Below are 13,620 nucleotides of genomic sequence, written 5' to 3'. Positions count from 1 at the left end.
GAACGGCCGTCGGGGAACATCGACGGGCGCAGAAGCATTGAGTCGGCATAGCTCAACTTCACTGCCGGAGGGAAGATCATGGCTTCGACGTCCGTAACGCTCACTCTGCCCGTGCTGCCGCTTGACGACGAGGTCGTGCTGCCCGGCATGGTCGTCCCGCTGGACCTGTCCGACGCCGAGGTGCGGGCCGCCGTCGAGGCCGCGCAGGCGGCGGCGGGCACGGGCAAGCCCCGGGTCCTGCTCGTGCCCCGCATCGACGGCACGTACGCGGGCACCGGAGTGCTCGGCACCGTCGAGCAGGTCGGCCGGCTGTCCGACGGCGACCCCGGGGCCCTGATCCGCGGCCGCGGCCGCGTCCGCATCGGCGCCGGCACCACCGGCCCCGGCGCGGCCCTCTGGGTCGAGGGGGAGACCGCCGCGGAGCCCCTGCCCGACCCCCTGCCGGGCTCGGTGACCGAGCTGGTCAAGGAGTACAAGGCCCTCGCCACCAGCTGGCTCAAGAAGCGCGGCGCCTGGCAGGTCGTCGACCGGGTCCAGCAGATCGAAGGGGTGTCGGCCCTCGCCGACAACTCCGGCTACTCCCCGTTCCTGACCGTCGCCCAGAAGGTGGAGCTGCTGGAGACCGCCGACCCGGTCGCCCGTCTCCGCCTCGCCGTCAAGGCCCTCAGCGACCACCTCGCCGAGCAGGACGTCGCCGAGTCCATCGCCAAGGACGTCCAGGACGGAGTCGACAAGCAGCAGCGCGAGTTCCTCCTGCGCCGCCAGCTGGAGGCCGTGCGCAAGGAGCTGCGCGAACTGGGCGGCGAGAAGGAGGGCGAGGAGTCCGACGACTACCGCGCCCGCGTCGAGGCCGCCGACCTGCCCGAGAAGGTCCGCGAGGCCGCCCTGAAGGAAGTGGACAAGCTGGAGCGCTCCAGCGACCAGTCCCCCGAGGGCTCCTGGATCCGCACCTGGCTCGACACCGTGCTCGAACTGCCCTGGAACGAGCGCACCGAGGACAGCTACGACATCCGCGGCGCCCGCGCCGTCCTCGACGCCGAACACGCGGGCCTGGGGGACGTCAAGGACCGCATCACCGAGTACCTCGCCGTCCGCAAGCGGCGCGGCGAGCGCGGCATGGGCGTGATCGGGGGCCGCAGGGGCGGCGCCGTCCTCGCCCTCGTCGGCCCGCCCGGCGTCGGCAAGACCTCCCTCGGGGAGTCCGTCGCGCACGCCATGGGCCGCGAGTTCGTCCGCGTCGCCCTCGGCGGCGTCCGGGACGAGGCCGAGATCCGCGGGCACCGCCGCACCTACGTCGGCGCGCTGCCCGGCCGCATCGTCCGCGCCATCAAGGAGGCCGGGTCCATGAACCCGGTCGTCCTGCTCGACGAGATCGACAAGGTCGGCTCCGACTTCCGCGGCGACCCGGCCGCCGCCCTCCTGGAGGTCCTGGACCCGGCGCAGAACCACACCTTCCGCGACCACTACCTGGAGGTCGAGCTCGACCTCAGCGACGTGGTCTTCCTCGCCACCGCCAACGTCCTGGAGGCCATCCCCGAGGCCCTCGCCGACCGCATGGAGCTGGTCCGGCTCGACGGCTACACCGAGGACGAGAAGGTCGTCATCGCCCGCGACCACCTCCTGCCCCGCCAGCTGGAGCGCGCCGGACTCGGCGCCGACGAGGTCACCCTGGAGGACGACGCCCTGCGCCGGCTCGCCGGCGAGTACACCCGCGAGGCGGGCGTGCGCACCCTGGAGCGGTCCCTGGCTCGCCTGCTGCGCAAGGTGGCCTCCCAGCACGAGCTGGGCCGACGGGAGCTGCCCCTCACCATCGGCGCGGGCGATCTGCGCGCCCTCATCGGACGCCCGCACCACGTCCCCGAGTCCGCCCAGGACCCGGCGGAGCGGCGTACGGCCGTCCCCGGCGTGGCCACCGGCCTCGCCGTGACCGGCGCCGGCGGCGACGTGCTGTTCGTCGAGGCCTCCCTCGCCGACCCCGAGACCGGGGCCGCCGGGCTCACCCTCACCGGTCAGCTCGGGGACGTCATGAAGGAGTCGGCGCAGATCGCGCTCAGCTTCCTGCGCTCGCGCGGCGCCGAACTGGAACTCCCGGTGGCCGACCTGAAGGACCGGGGCGTGCACATCCACTTCCCGGCCGGGGCCGTGCCCAAGGACGGTCCGAGCGCGGGCATCACCATGACCACCGCCCTGGCCTCGCTGCTCTCGGGCCGCCCGGTCCGCACCGACGTCGCCATGACCGGCGAGGTCTCCCTGACCGGACGGGTCCTGCCGATCGGCGGGGTCAAGCAGAAGCTGCTCGCCGCGCACCGGGCCGGTCTGACCACCGTGATCATCCCCAAGCGCAACGAGGCGGACCTCGACGACGTCCCCGCCGAGGTGCTGGAGGGACTGGAGGTACACCCCGTGACGGACGTGCGCCAGGTGTTGGAGCTCGCCCTCGCCCCGGCGGAGATCTCCTTCACCAAGGCCGCCTGAGGCACGCCGCGGCGGCCGGCGGCCCGAGGGGCGCGCGCGGCACGTCCACGGACCCGGCCCGGGAACCCGCTTCGGCGGGGCCCCGGGCCCTCGGCGTACCCGCTGCGAAATACTGACCCCGTACGGGGAAGCCACACGCCACCCGACACTCACCACGAAACGGAGCGGGACGTGCACGGGAGCGAAGACCAGGAGTTCCTTGCCCTGGAGCGGGAGCTGTCCGTCTTCCTCCGGCGGGCCCGGGCCTCCTCCGGCGAGATGGCCCGCGCGCTGCACCCCGAGCTGGAGCCGGCCGCGTACGGGCTCCTCGTCCGGCTGGAGGCCGCCGGCCGCCAACGGGCCACCGAGCTCGCCGCCTACTTCGGCGTCGGCAAGGCCACCATGAGCCGCCAGCTGCGCGCCCTGGAGGTGCTCGGCCTGGTGGCCCGCGAGCCGGACCCGGCCGACGGCCGTGCCTTCCTCGTCGGGCTCACCGCCGAGGGCCGGGAGCGCTTCCTGCGGGTCCGGGGCGCCCGGCGCGAGCAGTACATGCGCAAGCTCGCCGACTGGGACCGCGGCGAGGTGGCGGAACTGGCGAGGCTCCTGCGCCAGTTGAACTCCGGCGAGGAGTAGGGCCCGCGGGCGCTCAGAGCTCCGCGTAGACCACCGAGGCGTCGTCGTGCCGCTTGCCCCGCGCCGGCGGGCGCAGCGGATCGGATTCGAGGGCGCGGACCCGCCCGATCAGCCCCTGTGCGCCCTCCTTGCGCAGCACGTCCAGACACGCGGCCCAGCCGCCCTCCGCGAAGGTGTCCGTCCAGCGGCTCGCCCCGTCCGTGAGGGCGGCCACCGCCCGCACCCGGGCCCGCGGGGTGCGCCCGGTCACCGCCCGGTCCGCCACCGCCGGGTCCGCCGCCGCCGTGAAGAAGCCGCCGTCCGCGTTGCGCAGCGCGTCGGTGTCCCGCGTGGAGCGCAGCACCCGGGAGGGGATCCGGTCGAGCCGGTCGTCGAGCACCGCGGTGACCTCCCCGTCGGGCCCGCGCAGCAGGAGCACGGAATCGGAGAGGACGAGGTGCTCCACGTACGCGGCGTCCCAGCGGACCATCACGACCGTCGCCTGCGGAGTGCGGACGTGAGAAAGGTCACAGGTTTCGCGGTGGGCGTCGGCGGTGTCCGTGATGGCCTCGGCGAGCACGCGGTCCAGGGGCATGTCCCGCCGCGATCCGGACAGTTCGGTCAATCGGCCGCCGAGCCGCGTCGAGAACCAGGGCACGCCGTGGACGCATCCGTCGCCGCCGCGCGGGGGCGTCACCCCGTCGAGGACGACCAGGACGCCGCCTCCCGGCGCAGGTGTCGCGGCCGACACCCAATCCTCGTTGGGGCGTTCCGGGTCGCCGGGGGCCGTGGCCAGGTCGATGCGCATGGGGACATTCTCCCCGCCGGAGCCCCGTACGGACCGAATGGTCCGGACCAATATGCGGGGGGGTGGGGGTGCCCCCGGGGACGGCGTTACCCGCGGTCCGATCGCGATGTGGGCGCGCATATTGCCAAAGGCCGGCTCGATGTTTCAACCGCCCGTCCACGACGGGCCCCTGACACGGGATGTCCGAGTTGGTCGGCCACTCCTCCGTGATGTTCACTCCTTCGAGTGGCCGGGTGGGCGATGTGCGGCTCTCCTCCCAACACACTGCGAAGGTCTGAGGCGGTACGAGGGGGCAGGGGGCGTTTACTTGTTGACCGGCCGTTACCTCGGCCACACGAGTAGACGAGCACGAGCACACGTACAGGATTGCGAGCACCGGTGCAGAAGAAGCGGTCTCGGAAGAACGGCACCGCCAGCGCCGACGTTCCCGCCCAGGCAGGAAGACGCGTACGCGTCCGCAGTCGACTGGTGGTCGGAGTGGCCGTCGCCGGACTCACCGTCCTCGCGGCAGGCACCCCCGCCGTCGTCTCCGCCACGAGGGAACTGAACGACTCCCAGCGCCTGGTCACCCTCGCGCAGCAGTCGCAGCAGGCCCTCACCCTCGCCCACCTCCTCGGCGACGAGCGCGACGCCGTCGTCGACTACGTGGCCAAGGGACGCCCCGGCGGCGCCAAGGCGCCCGTCGACGAGCGCACCGGTCGGACCGACCGGCAGATCGGCGAACTCCGCCCCGAGGCCGACGAGGACCTCACCCGCGCCCTCGGCAAGGTGGCCGCGGTCCGCGCCGAGGCCGTCGACGGCAAGGGCGGCGCCCTCGCCGCCCACCAGGCCTACGCCGGGCTCATGGACGAACTCCTGGCCCCCGGCGACCGGCTCGCCGAACTCACCCCGCCGCGCGCCGAGGACGCCCTCGCCGTCACCCGCCCCCTGGCCCCCCTGGGCCGGGCCGTGGAACAGGCCGCCGCCACCCGCGGACTGCTGCTCGCCGCGCTGGCCGTCCCCCGCGGCGAAACACCCCCGAACTCCGCGATCGTCGACGAGCTCACCACCGCCTCCCAGCGGGCCCGCGTCCGCGAACAGGCCGCCCTCGACGACTTCGCGCGCGCCGCGCGCCCCGACGTGCGCCAGACCCTCGCCGCCACCGTCACCGGCCCCGAGGTCAAGACCGCCGAGGACTACCTCAAGCGGCTCACCGACCGGCCCGTGCTGACCCCCGCCGACCGCAAGGTCGACGCCGGCGCCGTCGGCACCGCCCTCACCGCCCGCGTCGACCGCATGCGGTCCGTCGAGGCCACCCTCGCCGGCGAGCGCGCGACCGCCCTCGCCACCCTGCGCGACGACGACGTCACCCGACTGGAGCTCCTCGTCGCCGGACTCGGCGTCCTGTTCCTCTTCGTCGTCGGCTTCTCCACCGCCATCGCCCGCTCCCTGACCCGACCCCTGTCGGTCCTGCGGCGCGGCGCCGAACGCCTGACCACCCCCGAGGGCTCCGTCGAGCCCGTCCGGTTCACCGGCCGCAACGACGAGTTCGCCGAGGTCGTGCGCCACCTGAACGCGGTCCGCGACCAGACCGTCGCCCTGCACACCCGCGTCGCCGGCCTCGACGCCGACCGCCGCCGCCTCATCGGCCGCAACGAGGCCCTCGCCTCGGGCCGCGAGGCCCTGGAGAACGAACTCGCCTCCGGCCGCGCCGCCATGGAGGCCGAACTCGCCGAACTGCGCGCGAGCCTCGAAGAGCACCGCCGCGTCATGTCCACCACCTCCGTCTCCCTCTCCCTGCGCACCCTCGGCCTGGTCGAACGCCAGCTCGCGGTCATCGAGGAGCTGGAGTCGAAGGAGGGCGACCCCGACCGGCTCGCCACCCTCTTCAAGCTGGACCACCTGGCGACCGTCATGCGCCGCCACAACGAGAACCTGCTCGTCCTCGCCGGACAGGAACACGGCCACGGCCAGAGCCTGCCCGTCGCGCTGGTCGACGTCATGCGGGCCGCCGTCAGCGAGATCGAGCGCTACGAGCGCGTCGACCTCACCGAGCTCCCCTCGTACACGCAGGTCGCCGGCCACGCCGCCGACGACATCTCGCACGTCCTCGCGGAGCTGCTGGAGAACGCCACCACCTTCTCCCCGCCGGACGCCAAGGTGAAGGTCTCCGGCCGGCTCCGGGACTCCGGCGACGTGGTCCTGTCCGTCGTCGACACCGGCATCGGCGTCACCGAGGACCGCCTCGCCTCCCTCAACGAGCGCCTGGCCACCCCCGACGCCTACGACGAGGAACCCGAAGCCGAACACGGACTCGGACTCGGCCTCTACGTCGCCGGCCGCCTCGCCGCCCGCCACGGCGTCACCGCCGAGCTGCGCGCCGGGGAACACGGCGGCACCGAGGCCCTGGTCGTCATCCCCGCCGCCCTGCTCCCGACCACCCCGCCGGCCTCCCCGCTGCACAGCCTGGACGTGACGGGCCTGCCCGCCTACCAGCTGCCCGGCGTGGTCGCCGAGGCCAACGAGAACACCCTCCCGCCGCGGCTGCGCCCGCAGCCCGAGACGCCGGTCGAGACGCCGGTCGAGACGCCCGACGCCGACCCGTCCGCGCCCCGCGCCGAAGCCGAAGTCGACGCCGAAGTCGACGCCGCGTCCGAACTCGAAGCCGACGCCGCGTCCGACCTCGACGCCGACCCGGGTACGGACCTCGAAGCCGACCTCGGCATGGACCTGGGCATGGACCTGGACTCCGTGCTCGCCCGGGGCGCGCGGGAGGACGCCGCGCGGGCCGCGACCGAGGCCGATGACGCCGACGAGGCCGCCGTGCGGGCCGAGGAGCCCGCCGACGGCGAGGCGCTGCCGCCCGCGGACCAGGTCTTCACCGCGCTCGCCCCCGAGGCCGCCGCGCCCGCCGGGACCCTCGCCGACCCGGACCCGGAGCCGGAGCCGGCCCCCGAGCCCACGACCGACCCCGCCCCGGAGGCCGTCGCCGACGCCGCCGAGGAACTCCTCGCCCGCGTCGTGCCCGACCCCGACGCCCCCGAGCCGACCCCCGAGCCCGTCGAGCCCCACCAGGTGCCCGAGGAGCAGGCCAGGGTGGTCCCGCTGGCCGAGGCCTTCGAGGACGCGGTCCTGCCCCCGGCGGAGCCCGCCCCGGCCGCCGCCGAGGTCGACGAGCCGACCCTCACCATCCCCGTCCCCGACGTCGAGCAGCCCGCCCACCGGCGCGCCGCCGACGCCGACGACGGCTTCGTCCCGCGTCAGGGCAGCCACCCCGGCCACGACGCCGAGGCCGTCACCGACAAGGGCCTGCCCAAGCGCACCCCCCGTGCCTCGAAGGCCCCCGTCGCCCGCCCCGCCGCGGCCCGACCCGAGGCGCCGCGCCGCGTGGACGCCGAGGAACTGCGCCGCCGGCTCGGCGGCTTCTACCAGGGCGCCCAGGACGGGCGGCGCGTCGTGGCCGCCGAACTCGCGCAGGACCAGGGGCAGGGGCAGACCGACCAGGGGGACACCGCACAGGAGGCACGCACATGACCGCGCCCAGTACGTACGGACTGAGCACCCAGGCCCGCAACCTGCAGTGGCTGCTGACCGACCTGGTCGAGGAGGTGCCCGGGGTCAACTCCGTGGCCGTCGTGTCCTCGGACGGGCTGCTGCTGCTCTCCTCCGAACCAGGAGCGGCGCGGCCCGCCGACGAGGGCCGCCCCAAGGGCCCGCGCGGAGCCTCCGCCGACCTCGCCACCATCGTCTCCGGGCTCGGCAGCCTCACCACCGGCGCGGCCGCCCTCATGGAGTTCGGCTCCGTCAAGCAGACCATGGTCGCGATGGAGCACGGCTCCGTCTTCGTCATGGCCATCAGCGACGGCTCCCTGCTGGGCGTGCACGCCACGCCCGACTGCGACATGAGCGTCGTCGCCTACCACATGGCCCTGTTCGTGGGCCGTGCCGGCCACGTCCTGACCCCCGAAGTCCGCAGTGAGCTGCGCCAGTCGATGGAGAAGACCCCGTGAGGAGTACGGCCTCCGACCGGCTGCCGATACGCGGCGCCGACCGGCGCCCCGCCCGCGTCCGCCCGTACTCCCTCACGGGCGGTCGCACCCGCTTCACGCAGGTCCTGCGGGTGGAGACGTTCGTCGCCACCCTGGACAGCGGCCCGGCCAAGACGCCCGACCGCATGCCCGAGATGCGCGCCATCGTCGAGGTGTGCCGCCGGATGCGGACCATCGCCGAGATATCCGCCCTGCTGAAGCTGCCGCTCGGCGTCGTCCGGGTCCTCGTCAGCGACCTCTCCGACCAGGGCCGCGTACGCGTCTACGGCACGGGGCAGGGCTCCGGCCGCCCCGAGCGCGCACTGCTGGAAAGGGTGCTCAGTGGTCTTCGCCGTCTCTGAATCGGCCGCCGCCCTCCTGGACGACGAACCCGTCCAGCCCTGGCAGTACGACCGCTCCCGCGCGCCCGTGGCCGTCAAGGTGCTCGTCGCCGGCGGCTTCGGCGTCGGCAAGACCACCTTCGTGTCCTCCGTCTCGGAGATCGCCCCGCTGCGCACCGAGGCGGTGATGACCCAGGCCGGCGCTCCCACGGACGACCTGAGCGGGACCCCGGACAAGAGCACGACGACCGTCGCCATGGACTTCGGCCGCATCACCCTCGCCGACGACCTCGTGCTGTACGTGTACGGGACGCCGGGCCAGGAGCGGTTCTGGTTCATGTGGGACGACCTCGTCCGCGGCGCCATCGGCGGGCTCGTCCTGGCCGACACCCGCCGGCTGCGCGACTGCTTCCCCGCGCTGGACTACTTCGAGAGCTGCGGGCTCCCCTACGCCGTCGCCGTCAACCACTTCGAGGGCTCGCGCTCCTACGCCGTCGAGGACGTGCGGGAGGCGCTGACCATCCCCGCCGAGGTCCCCGTCGTGATCATGGACGCGCGGCGCCGCGACACGGTCGTGGAGTCCCTGCTGACGCTGGTGGGCCACGCGCTGGACAGCACCCCCGAATAGCCGAGCCGTGCCGTAGCCGTGCCGTAGTCGTAGCCGAGCCGTAGTCGAAGTCGAAGCCGTAGCGACACTCGAAGCCGCCGCCGTCCTCCCCGGCGCGGTCCGGATGGAGAACGTGAAATGCGCAGGATTCTTGTCGTGGGGGCGGGCCAGTCCGGCCTTCAGCTGGCCCTCGGCCTCCAGGCGAAGGACTACGAGGTCACCCTCATGTCCAACCGGACGGCGGACGAGATCCGCACCGGTCGGGTCATGTCCACGCAGGTCATGTTCGACTCCGCCCTCCGGCACGAGCGCGACCTCCGGCTGAACTTCTGGGAGCGCCAGGCCCCGTCGATCCGCGGCCTCGGCTTCTCCGTCGCCGCCCCCGACGCCTCCCGCGCCGTCGACTGGCTCGGCCGCCTCAAGGGCCCCGCGCAATCCGTCGACCAGCGCCTGAAGATGGCCGGTTGGCTGGACGTGTTCACCCAGCGCGGCGGACAGCTGGTCATCCACGGCGCCTCCGTGGCCGACCTCGACTACTTCTCCCGCACCTACGACCTGGTGCTCGTCGCCGCCGGCAAGGGCGAGCTGGTCTCCCTCTTCGACCGGGACCCCGCCCGCTCCCCGTACGCGGCCCCCCAGCGCGCGCTGGCCGTCTCCTACGTGCGCGGACTGCGGCCGCGCCCCGAGCACCCCGACGCGGAGACCGTCCGCTGCAACCTGGTCCCGGGCGTCGGCGAGCTGTTCGTCATGCCGACCCTGACCACCTCGGGCCGGGCGGACATCCTGTTCTGGGAGGGCGTGCCGGGCGGCCCGCTCGATGTGTTCCGGGGGGTCAACGACCCCTCCGAGCACCTGGAGCTGACGCTCGACCTGATGGAGAGGTTCACCCCCTGGGAGTACGAGCGCGCCACCGGGGTCGAGCTGACCGACGCGGGTGGCACGCTGGCGGGCCGCTACGCGCCGGTCGTGCGCAAGCCGGTCGGCCGGCTGCCCGGCGGGGGCCTCGTCCTGGGCGTCGGCGACGTGGTGGTGGCCAACGACCCGATCACCAACCAGGGCACGAACGCGGCGGCCAAGTGCGCGGCCTCGTACCTCTCCTCGATCCTCATGCACGGCGACAAGCCGTTCGACGAGGCGTGGATGAAGGCCACCTTCGACAAGTTCTGGTTCACGACCGGCAAGCACGTCACCGACTGGACCAACACGATGCTGGGCACCCCGCCGAGGCACGTCCTCGACCTGATCCGGGCGGCCGGGGAGCACCAGCGGGTGGCGGATCGATTCGCCAACGGCTTCGACAACCCGGCCGACTTCAACGCCTACTTCTACGACCCCGAGGACGCGGCGGACTACCTCGCCGAGGTGTCGGCCTCGGTGGCGGTCCAGGTGTCCGCCTAGGCGTCGTCCTCGCTGTCGGACCGGGTGCCGGCCCGGGCGGCGGACCGGGCGGCGGCCTCCTCGGCGGGCTCCGGCGCCTCCTCGGCCGAGTAACCGGAATCGTCCCCCGCAGTCGCGGCCCCCGGCAGCGGCGGCGGGGTGAACTCCGTCAGCGGCTCGCCCTCCGGATCCGGGCGCACCGCCCCCAGCAGCGGGTTCGCCGCGATGGGGGAGACCTTCACCCGGGCCCCCGGACGCGGAGCCTGGATCACCTTGCCGTCGCCGACGTACAGGGCCACGTGCGTGGCCTTCGGGAAGTACACCACCAGGTCCCCGGGCCGCAGCTCGTCCAGCGGCACCCGGGGCAACCGCGCCCACTGCTCCTGGCTGGTCCGCGGGATGGCACGCCCCGCCTCCTCCCACGCCCGGGAGGTCAACCCGGAACAGTCGAAGGACGCCGGTCCCTCCGCGCCCCACACGTACGGCTTGCCGATCTGGCGCGCCGCGTAGCGCAGGGCCGCGCCGCCCGCCGCCGTCGGCGTCCCGGTCCGGGCCGGCAGCCGCCCGGAGCCCAGCAACTCCCGCTGGGCCCCCGCCGTCACCGCCGCCTCGCGCGCCCCGAGCCCCCGCAACTGCTCCGGGGTCAGCGCCGCCAGCAGCGCCTCCACCTCCTTGAGCCGCCCGGCCACCTCGACCTGCCGCCGCTTGCGCTCGGCCGCCAACGACCGCTCGGCGTCCAGGGCCTTGCGCGCCCCGGCCGCCAGGACGTCGGCCCGTTGCTCGCCCCGCTCCAGCCGGGCCACGACCCCGGCCCGCCGGGCCCCCTCGCGGGCGGCGAGCCGCCGCTGGTCGACGGCCTGCTGGGGGTCGCCGGAGAGCAGCATCCGCAGGTACGGCGAGAACCCCTGCGCGCCCTGGTACTGCTCGCGGGCCAACCGTCCGGCGGCAGCGCGCTCCGTGCCCAGGGCCGTACGGGCCCGCCCGAGCTCGGTGGTGAGGCGCCGCTCCTCGTCCTGCCGCGCCGTGAGCGCCACCTCGGTGGCGTTGTAGGCCTCGGTGGCCTCCTCCGCCTTCTGGTACAGCCCCTGCAACCGGGTCAGCAGCTCCCCGACGGATTCCGTCACGGGAGCGGAGCCGGCGGCGGGGGTGGTCGCGGGGGTGCCGGCCGCGGGGGCGGTGGGCGCGGTGGCGGCGGGCGTCGGGGAAGGCGTCGGGGTCGGGGCGGGGGCGGGGTCGGCCCGTACGGCGGCCGGGGGGCCGGCGGCGACGAGGAGCGTGACGAGACAGGCGACCCGCAATAGTCGTTTTGTCATGTAATCCCTCCGTGGGGCCCGATGTTTCCACGCCCCACGCCACGAGCGGCCGACCCGGGCCGGCGGGGTGGACGCTCTCACCCGGATGGGGGCGGGAGGAGGCCGGGAGGGGCCCGGGAGGGGTCGGTGAGCGTCCGTGGGGCCGCCCGAAATCCTCTGGAAGGCCGGGCGGGGATCCGATTACGCTGCCGGCTCCGGTGCCGAGGAAGGGAGGGAGCCGGCGTGAGGATGCATGCCGACGAGGTCGACATCGACGAGGCCCTCGTCGAGCGGCTGGTCGCCGCGCAGTTCCCGCAGTGGGCGGACCTGCCCGTCACCGCGGTGCGGTCCGCGGGCACGGACCACGCGATGTACCGGCTGGGTTCGCGCCTGGCCGTGCGCCTGCCGCGCGTTCCCGGCTCCGTGGACCAAGTGGCCCGGGAGAACCGCTGGTTGCCGCGGCTCGCGCCGCACCTCCCGTTGGCCGTTCCGGCGCCGGTGGGGGCGGGCGTCCCCGGTGAGGGCTTCGCCTTCCCGTGGTCGGTCTACGGATGGCTGGACGGCGAGGACCTCTACGACGCGCCCCTGACGGACCTGAGCGGCGCGGCGGTCGAGCTGGGCCGTTTCGTCGCCGCGCTGCGGCGGATCGACACGACCGGCGGGCCGCGGTCCTTCCGGGGAGGGCCGGTCGCCGCGCGGGACGCCGGGGTCCGGGCCGCGATCCGGGACCTGGGGGCCGACGGCGTCCTCGACGCGGACGCGGCCGACGCGGTGTGGGAGGAGACCCTCGGTCTCCCGCAGTGGGAGGGCGCCCCCGCCTGGCTCCACGGCGACCTCCTGCCGGGCAACCTCCTGGGTCGGGAGGGCCGGCTCGCCGCCGTCATCGACTTCGGCTGCGTGGGCGTCGGCGATCCCGCCTGCGACACGATGGCCGCCTGGACCCTGCTGACGCCCGAGACCCGCGGCGCGTTCCGGGAGGCGGTCGAGGTGGACGACGCCACCTGGGCCCGGGGGCGAGGCTGGGCCCTGGCCTTCGGCCTCACCGCCGAGCACTCCTACCGCCTCACCAACCCCGTCCTGGCCGCCGTCGCCCACCGCGCGGTCGCGCAGGTCCTCGCCGACGCCCTCTGAACCGCCCCCGCCTCCCGGGGTGCGCCACCCGCTTCCGCGGTGGCCGGCGCGTCCGGTTCGAACCGCCCCCGGGGCCCGCTACCGCCCCAACAGGAGTTCCTTCGCCCGCGTGAACTCCTCCGGGGTCAACAGGCCCTCGCGGGCGAGGTCGGCCAGTTGGGTCAGCTCCGCCACCAGGTGTTCGGGCGCCGGGTGTTCGGGCGCCGGGTGTTCGGCCACCGGGCGCTCCCGCTCCGCCGGGCGCCGCGCGGGGCTCGCCGACGGGGGCGGCTCGACCTCCTCCCACGGCGCGGGCTCCGGGAAGGGGTCCTCGTAGCGCGCCGCGTCCGCCAGGGCCTCGGCCTCGTCCTTGGCGAGCGCCTCCGCCAGGACCTCGGCGCGGCCCTCCTCCCGGTCCTCGGCCTCACCCCACTCCGCGGCCCCCGCCGCCCTGCGCAGCAGGCCCCGCAGCAGTGGCCCGCCCGGGGCGCGGGTCGCCGCCGCGACCTTCGCGCCCACCGGCCGGATGAACAGGACGCGTCCCGCGCCGCCGCCGCTCGCGCTCACGCCGCCCCCGCCCCCACCCGCTCCGCGGGGATCCGCACCGAGCCCACGATCCGCCCGCCGGCCGCCCGTACGGCCACCGCCGCGTCCTGCGCCCACACGTGCTCGACCACCAGCAGCAGCGCGCAGCTGCCGCGTTCCAGCAGCTCCGCCGCCTCCCGGACGTCCTCGGGGCCGATGAGCCGGGCCGCGTCACGGCCGGCCAGGATGCCCCGTAGCTCCACGAACTCGTCGAACTCGGCGGCCAGTACCTCTCCCGCGGCCGTCTTCGTCGCGACGAGGCCGTCGATCAGGCGCACCACGCCCGTCTTCCTCAGCCCCATGACGGCCTCGACCGCCGGGACCCGCAGCTGCTCCTCGGGGAAGGCGAGGACGATGAACTCCACAGGTCCCATGGGGCGGGGCTCCCTCACTCCTGACCGTTTCTGACGACTCTTCGGCACACTAT

12 protein-coding genes are annotated in these 13,620 nt (G+C 74.7%); 8 read left to right on the top strand and 4 right to left on the bottom strand.

Annotated elements, in window-relative coordinates; translation table 11 throughout:
- Nucleotides 1-78: 78 nt before the first annotated feature.
- Both lon and ACZ6ZI_RS15250 read left to right on the top strand, forming a co-directional pair.
- Nucleotides 79-2,475, top strand: coding sequence for an endopeptidase La (gene lon, locus ACZ6ZI_RS15255; RefSeq protein WP_469520316.1), 2,397 nt, complete (start codon nt 79-81; stop codon nt 2,473-2,475).
- Between the two features lie 171 nt (nt 2,476-2,646).
- Nucleotides 2,647-3,087, top strand: coding sequence for a MarR family winged helix-turn-helix transcriptional regulator (locus tag ACZ6ZI_RS15250; RefSeq protein WP_363053266.1), 441 nt, complete (start codon nt 2,647-2,649; stop codon nt 3,085-3,087).
- Between the two features lie 13 nt (nt 3,088-3,100).
- On the opposite strand, the gene ACZ6ZI_RS15245 is transcribed toward ACZ6ZI_RS15250, so the two are convergent.
- A complete protein-coding gene (locus ACZ6ZI_RS15245; protein WP_469520312.1) occupies nt 3,101-3,874 on the bottom strand; it encodes a protein phosphatase 2C domain-containing protein in 774 nt (257 codons plus the stop codon).
- A 378-nt stretch (nt 3,875-4,252) separates the two neighbouring features.
- Between ACZ6ZI_RS15245 and ACZ6ZI_RS15240 the strand changes: the two genes are divergently transcribed.
- From ACZ6ZI_RS15240 to ACZ6ZI_RS15220, 5 genes are all read left to right on the top strand, one after another.
- Nucleotides 4,253-7,387: a sensor histidine kinase gene (locus ACZ6ZI_RS15240; RefSeq protein ID WP_469520309.1), complete on the top strand. Its 3,135-nt coding sequence runs from the start codon at nt 4,253-4,255 to the stop codon at nt 7,385-7,387.
- Complete coding sequence (locus ACZ6ZI_RS15235) at nt 7,384-7,863, top strand: roadblock/LC7 domain-containing protein (RefSeq protein ID WP_363053269.1); 480 nt, start codon at nt 7,384-7,386, stop codon at nt 7,861-7,863. The genes ACZ6ZI_RS15240 and ACZ6ZI_RS15235 overlap by 4 nt, the downstream gene beginning before the upstream one ends.
- Entirely contained in the window at nt 7,860-8,243 is a 384-nt protein-coding gene (locus tag ACZ6ZI_RS15230) for a DUF742 domain-containing protein (RefSeq protein WP_363053270.1), read from the top strand. Before ACZ6ZI_RS15235 ends, ACZ6ZI_RS15230 begins: the two co-directional genes overlap by 4 nt.
- Nucleotides 8,224-8,850, top strand: coding sequence for a GTP-binding protein (locus ACZ6ZI_RS15225; protein WP_469520305.1), 627 nt, complete (start codon nt 8,224-8,226; stop codon nt 8,848-8,850). The genes ACZ6ZI_RS15230 and ACZ6ZI_RS15225 overlap by 20 nt, the downstream gene beginning before the upstream one ends.
- Before the next feature lie 117 nt (nt 8,851-8,967).
- Nucleotides 8,968-10,227, top strand: a complete 1,260-nt coding sequence (locus ACZ6ZI_RS15220; protein ID WP_469520302.1) for a styrene monooxygenase/indole monooxygenase family protein — start codon at nt 8,968-8,970, stop codon at nt 10,225-10,227.
- Here ACZ6ZI_RS15220 and ACZ6ZI_RS15215 read toward each other — a convergent pair.
- Nucleotides 10,224-11,519 (bottom strand): C40 family peptidase, encoded by a 1,296-nt coding sequence (locus ACZ6ZI_RS15215; protein WP_469520299.1) that lies wholly within the window; start codon nt 11,517-11,519, stop codon nt 10,224-10,226. The genes ACZ6ZI_RS15220 and ACZ6ZI_RS15215 overlap by 4 nt on opposite strands.
- A gap of 228 nt (nt 11,520-11,747) precedes the next feature.
- On the opposite strand from ACZ6ZI_RS15215, the gene ACZ6ZI_RS15210 reads away from it, so the two are divergent.
- A complete protein-coding gene (locus ACZ6ZI_RS15210) occupies nt 11,748-12,629 on the top strand; it encodes an aminoglycoside phosphotransferase family protein (protein ID WP_469520597.1) in 882 nt (293 codons plus the stop codon).
- Nucleotides 12,630-12,707: 78 nt separating this feature from the next.
- Here the strand turns inward: ACZ6ZI_RS15210 and ACZ6ZI_RS15205 are convergent, their stop codons facing one another.
- A complete protein-coding gene (locus tag ACZ6ZI_RS15205; RefSeq protein ID WP_469520297.1) occupies nt 12,708-13,175 on the bottom strand; it encodes a hypothetical protein in 468 nt (155 codons plus the stop codon).
- On the bottom strand, nt 13,172-13,567 hold the full coding sequence (locus ACZ6ZI_RS15200; protein ID WP_469520295.1) for a DUF6325 family protein: 396 nt from the start codon (nt 13,565-13,567) through the stop codon (nt 13,172-13,174). The genes ACZ6ZI_RS15205 and ACZ6ZI_RS15200 overlap by 4 nt, the downstream gene beginning before the upstream one ends.
- Between the last annotated feature and the right edge of the window lie 53 nt (nt 13,568-13,620).

The organism is Streptomyces sp. NPDC103540 (assembly GCF_055584445.1).
Note: the sequence above shows the minus strand (reverse complement) of the source record. Positions and strands in the feature narration are given on the sequence as shown.

What these genes read in the sequence shown, in the direction of transcription:
- lon (WP_469520316.1), top strand. Translation starts at nt 79, where the DNA reads ATGGCTTCGACGTCCGTAACGCTCACTCTGCCCGTGCTGCCGCTTGAC.
- ACZ6ZI_RS15245 (WP_469520312.1), bottom strand. Translation starts at nt 3,874, where the DNA reads ATGCGCATCGACCTGGCCACGGCCCCCGGCGACCCGGAACGCCCCAAC.
- ACZ6ZI_RS15235 (WP_363053269.1), top strand. Translation starts at nt 7,384, where the DNA reads ATGACCGCGCCCAGTACGTACGGACTGAGCACCCAGGCCCGCAACCTG.
- ACZ6ZI_RS15220 (WP_469520302.1), top strand. Translation starts at nt 8,968, where the DNA reads ATGCGCAGGATTCTTGTCGTGGGGGCGGGCCAGTCCGGCCTTCAGCTG.
- ACZ6ZI_RS15215 (WP_469520299.1), bottom strand. Translation starts at nt 11,519, where the DNA reads ATGACAAAACGACTATTGCGGGTCGCCTGTCTCGTCACGCTCCTCGTC.
- ACZ6ZI_RS15210 (WP_469520597.1), top strand. Translation starts at nt 11,748, where the DNA reads ATGCATGCCGACGAGGTCGACATCGACGAGGCCCTCGTCGAGCGGCTG.
- ACZ6ZI_RS15200 (WP_469520295.1), bottom strand. Translation starts at nt 13,567, where the DNA reads ATGGGACCTGTGGAGTTCATCGTCCTCGCCTTCCCCGAGGAGCAGCTG.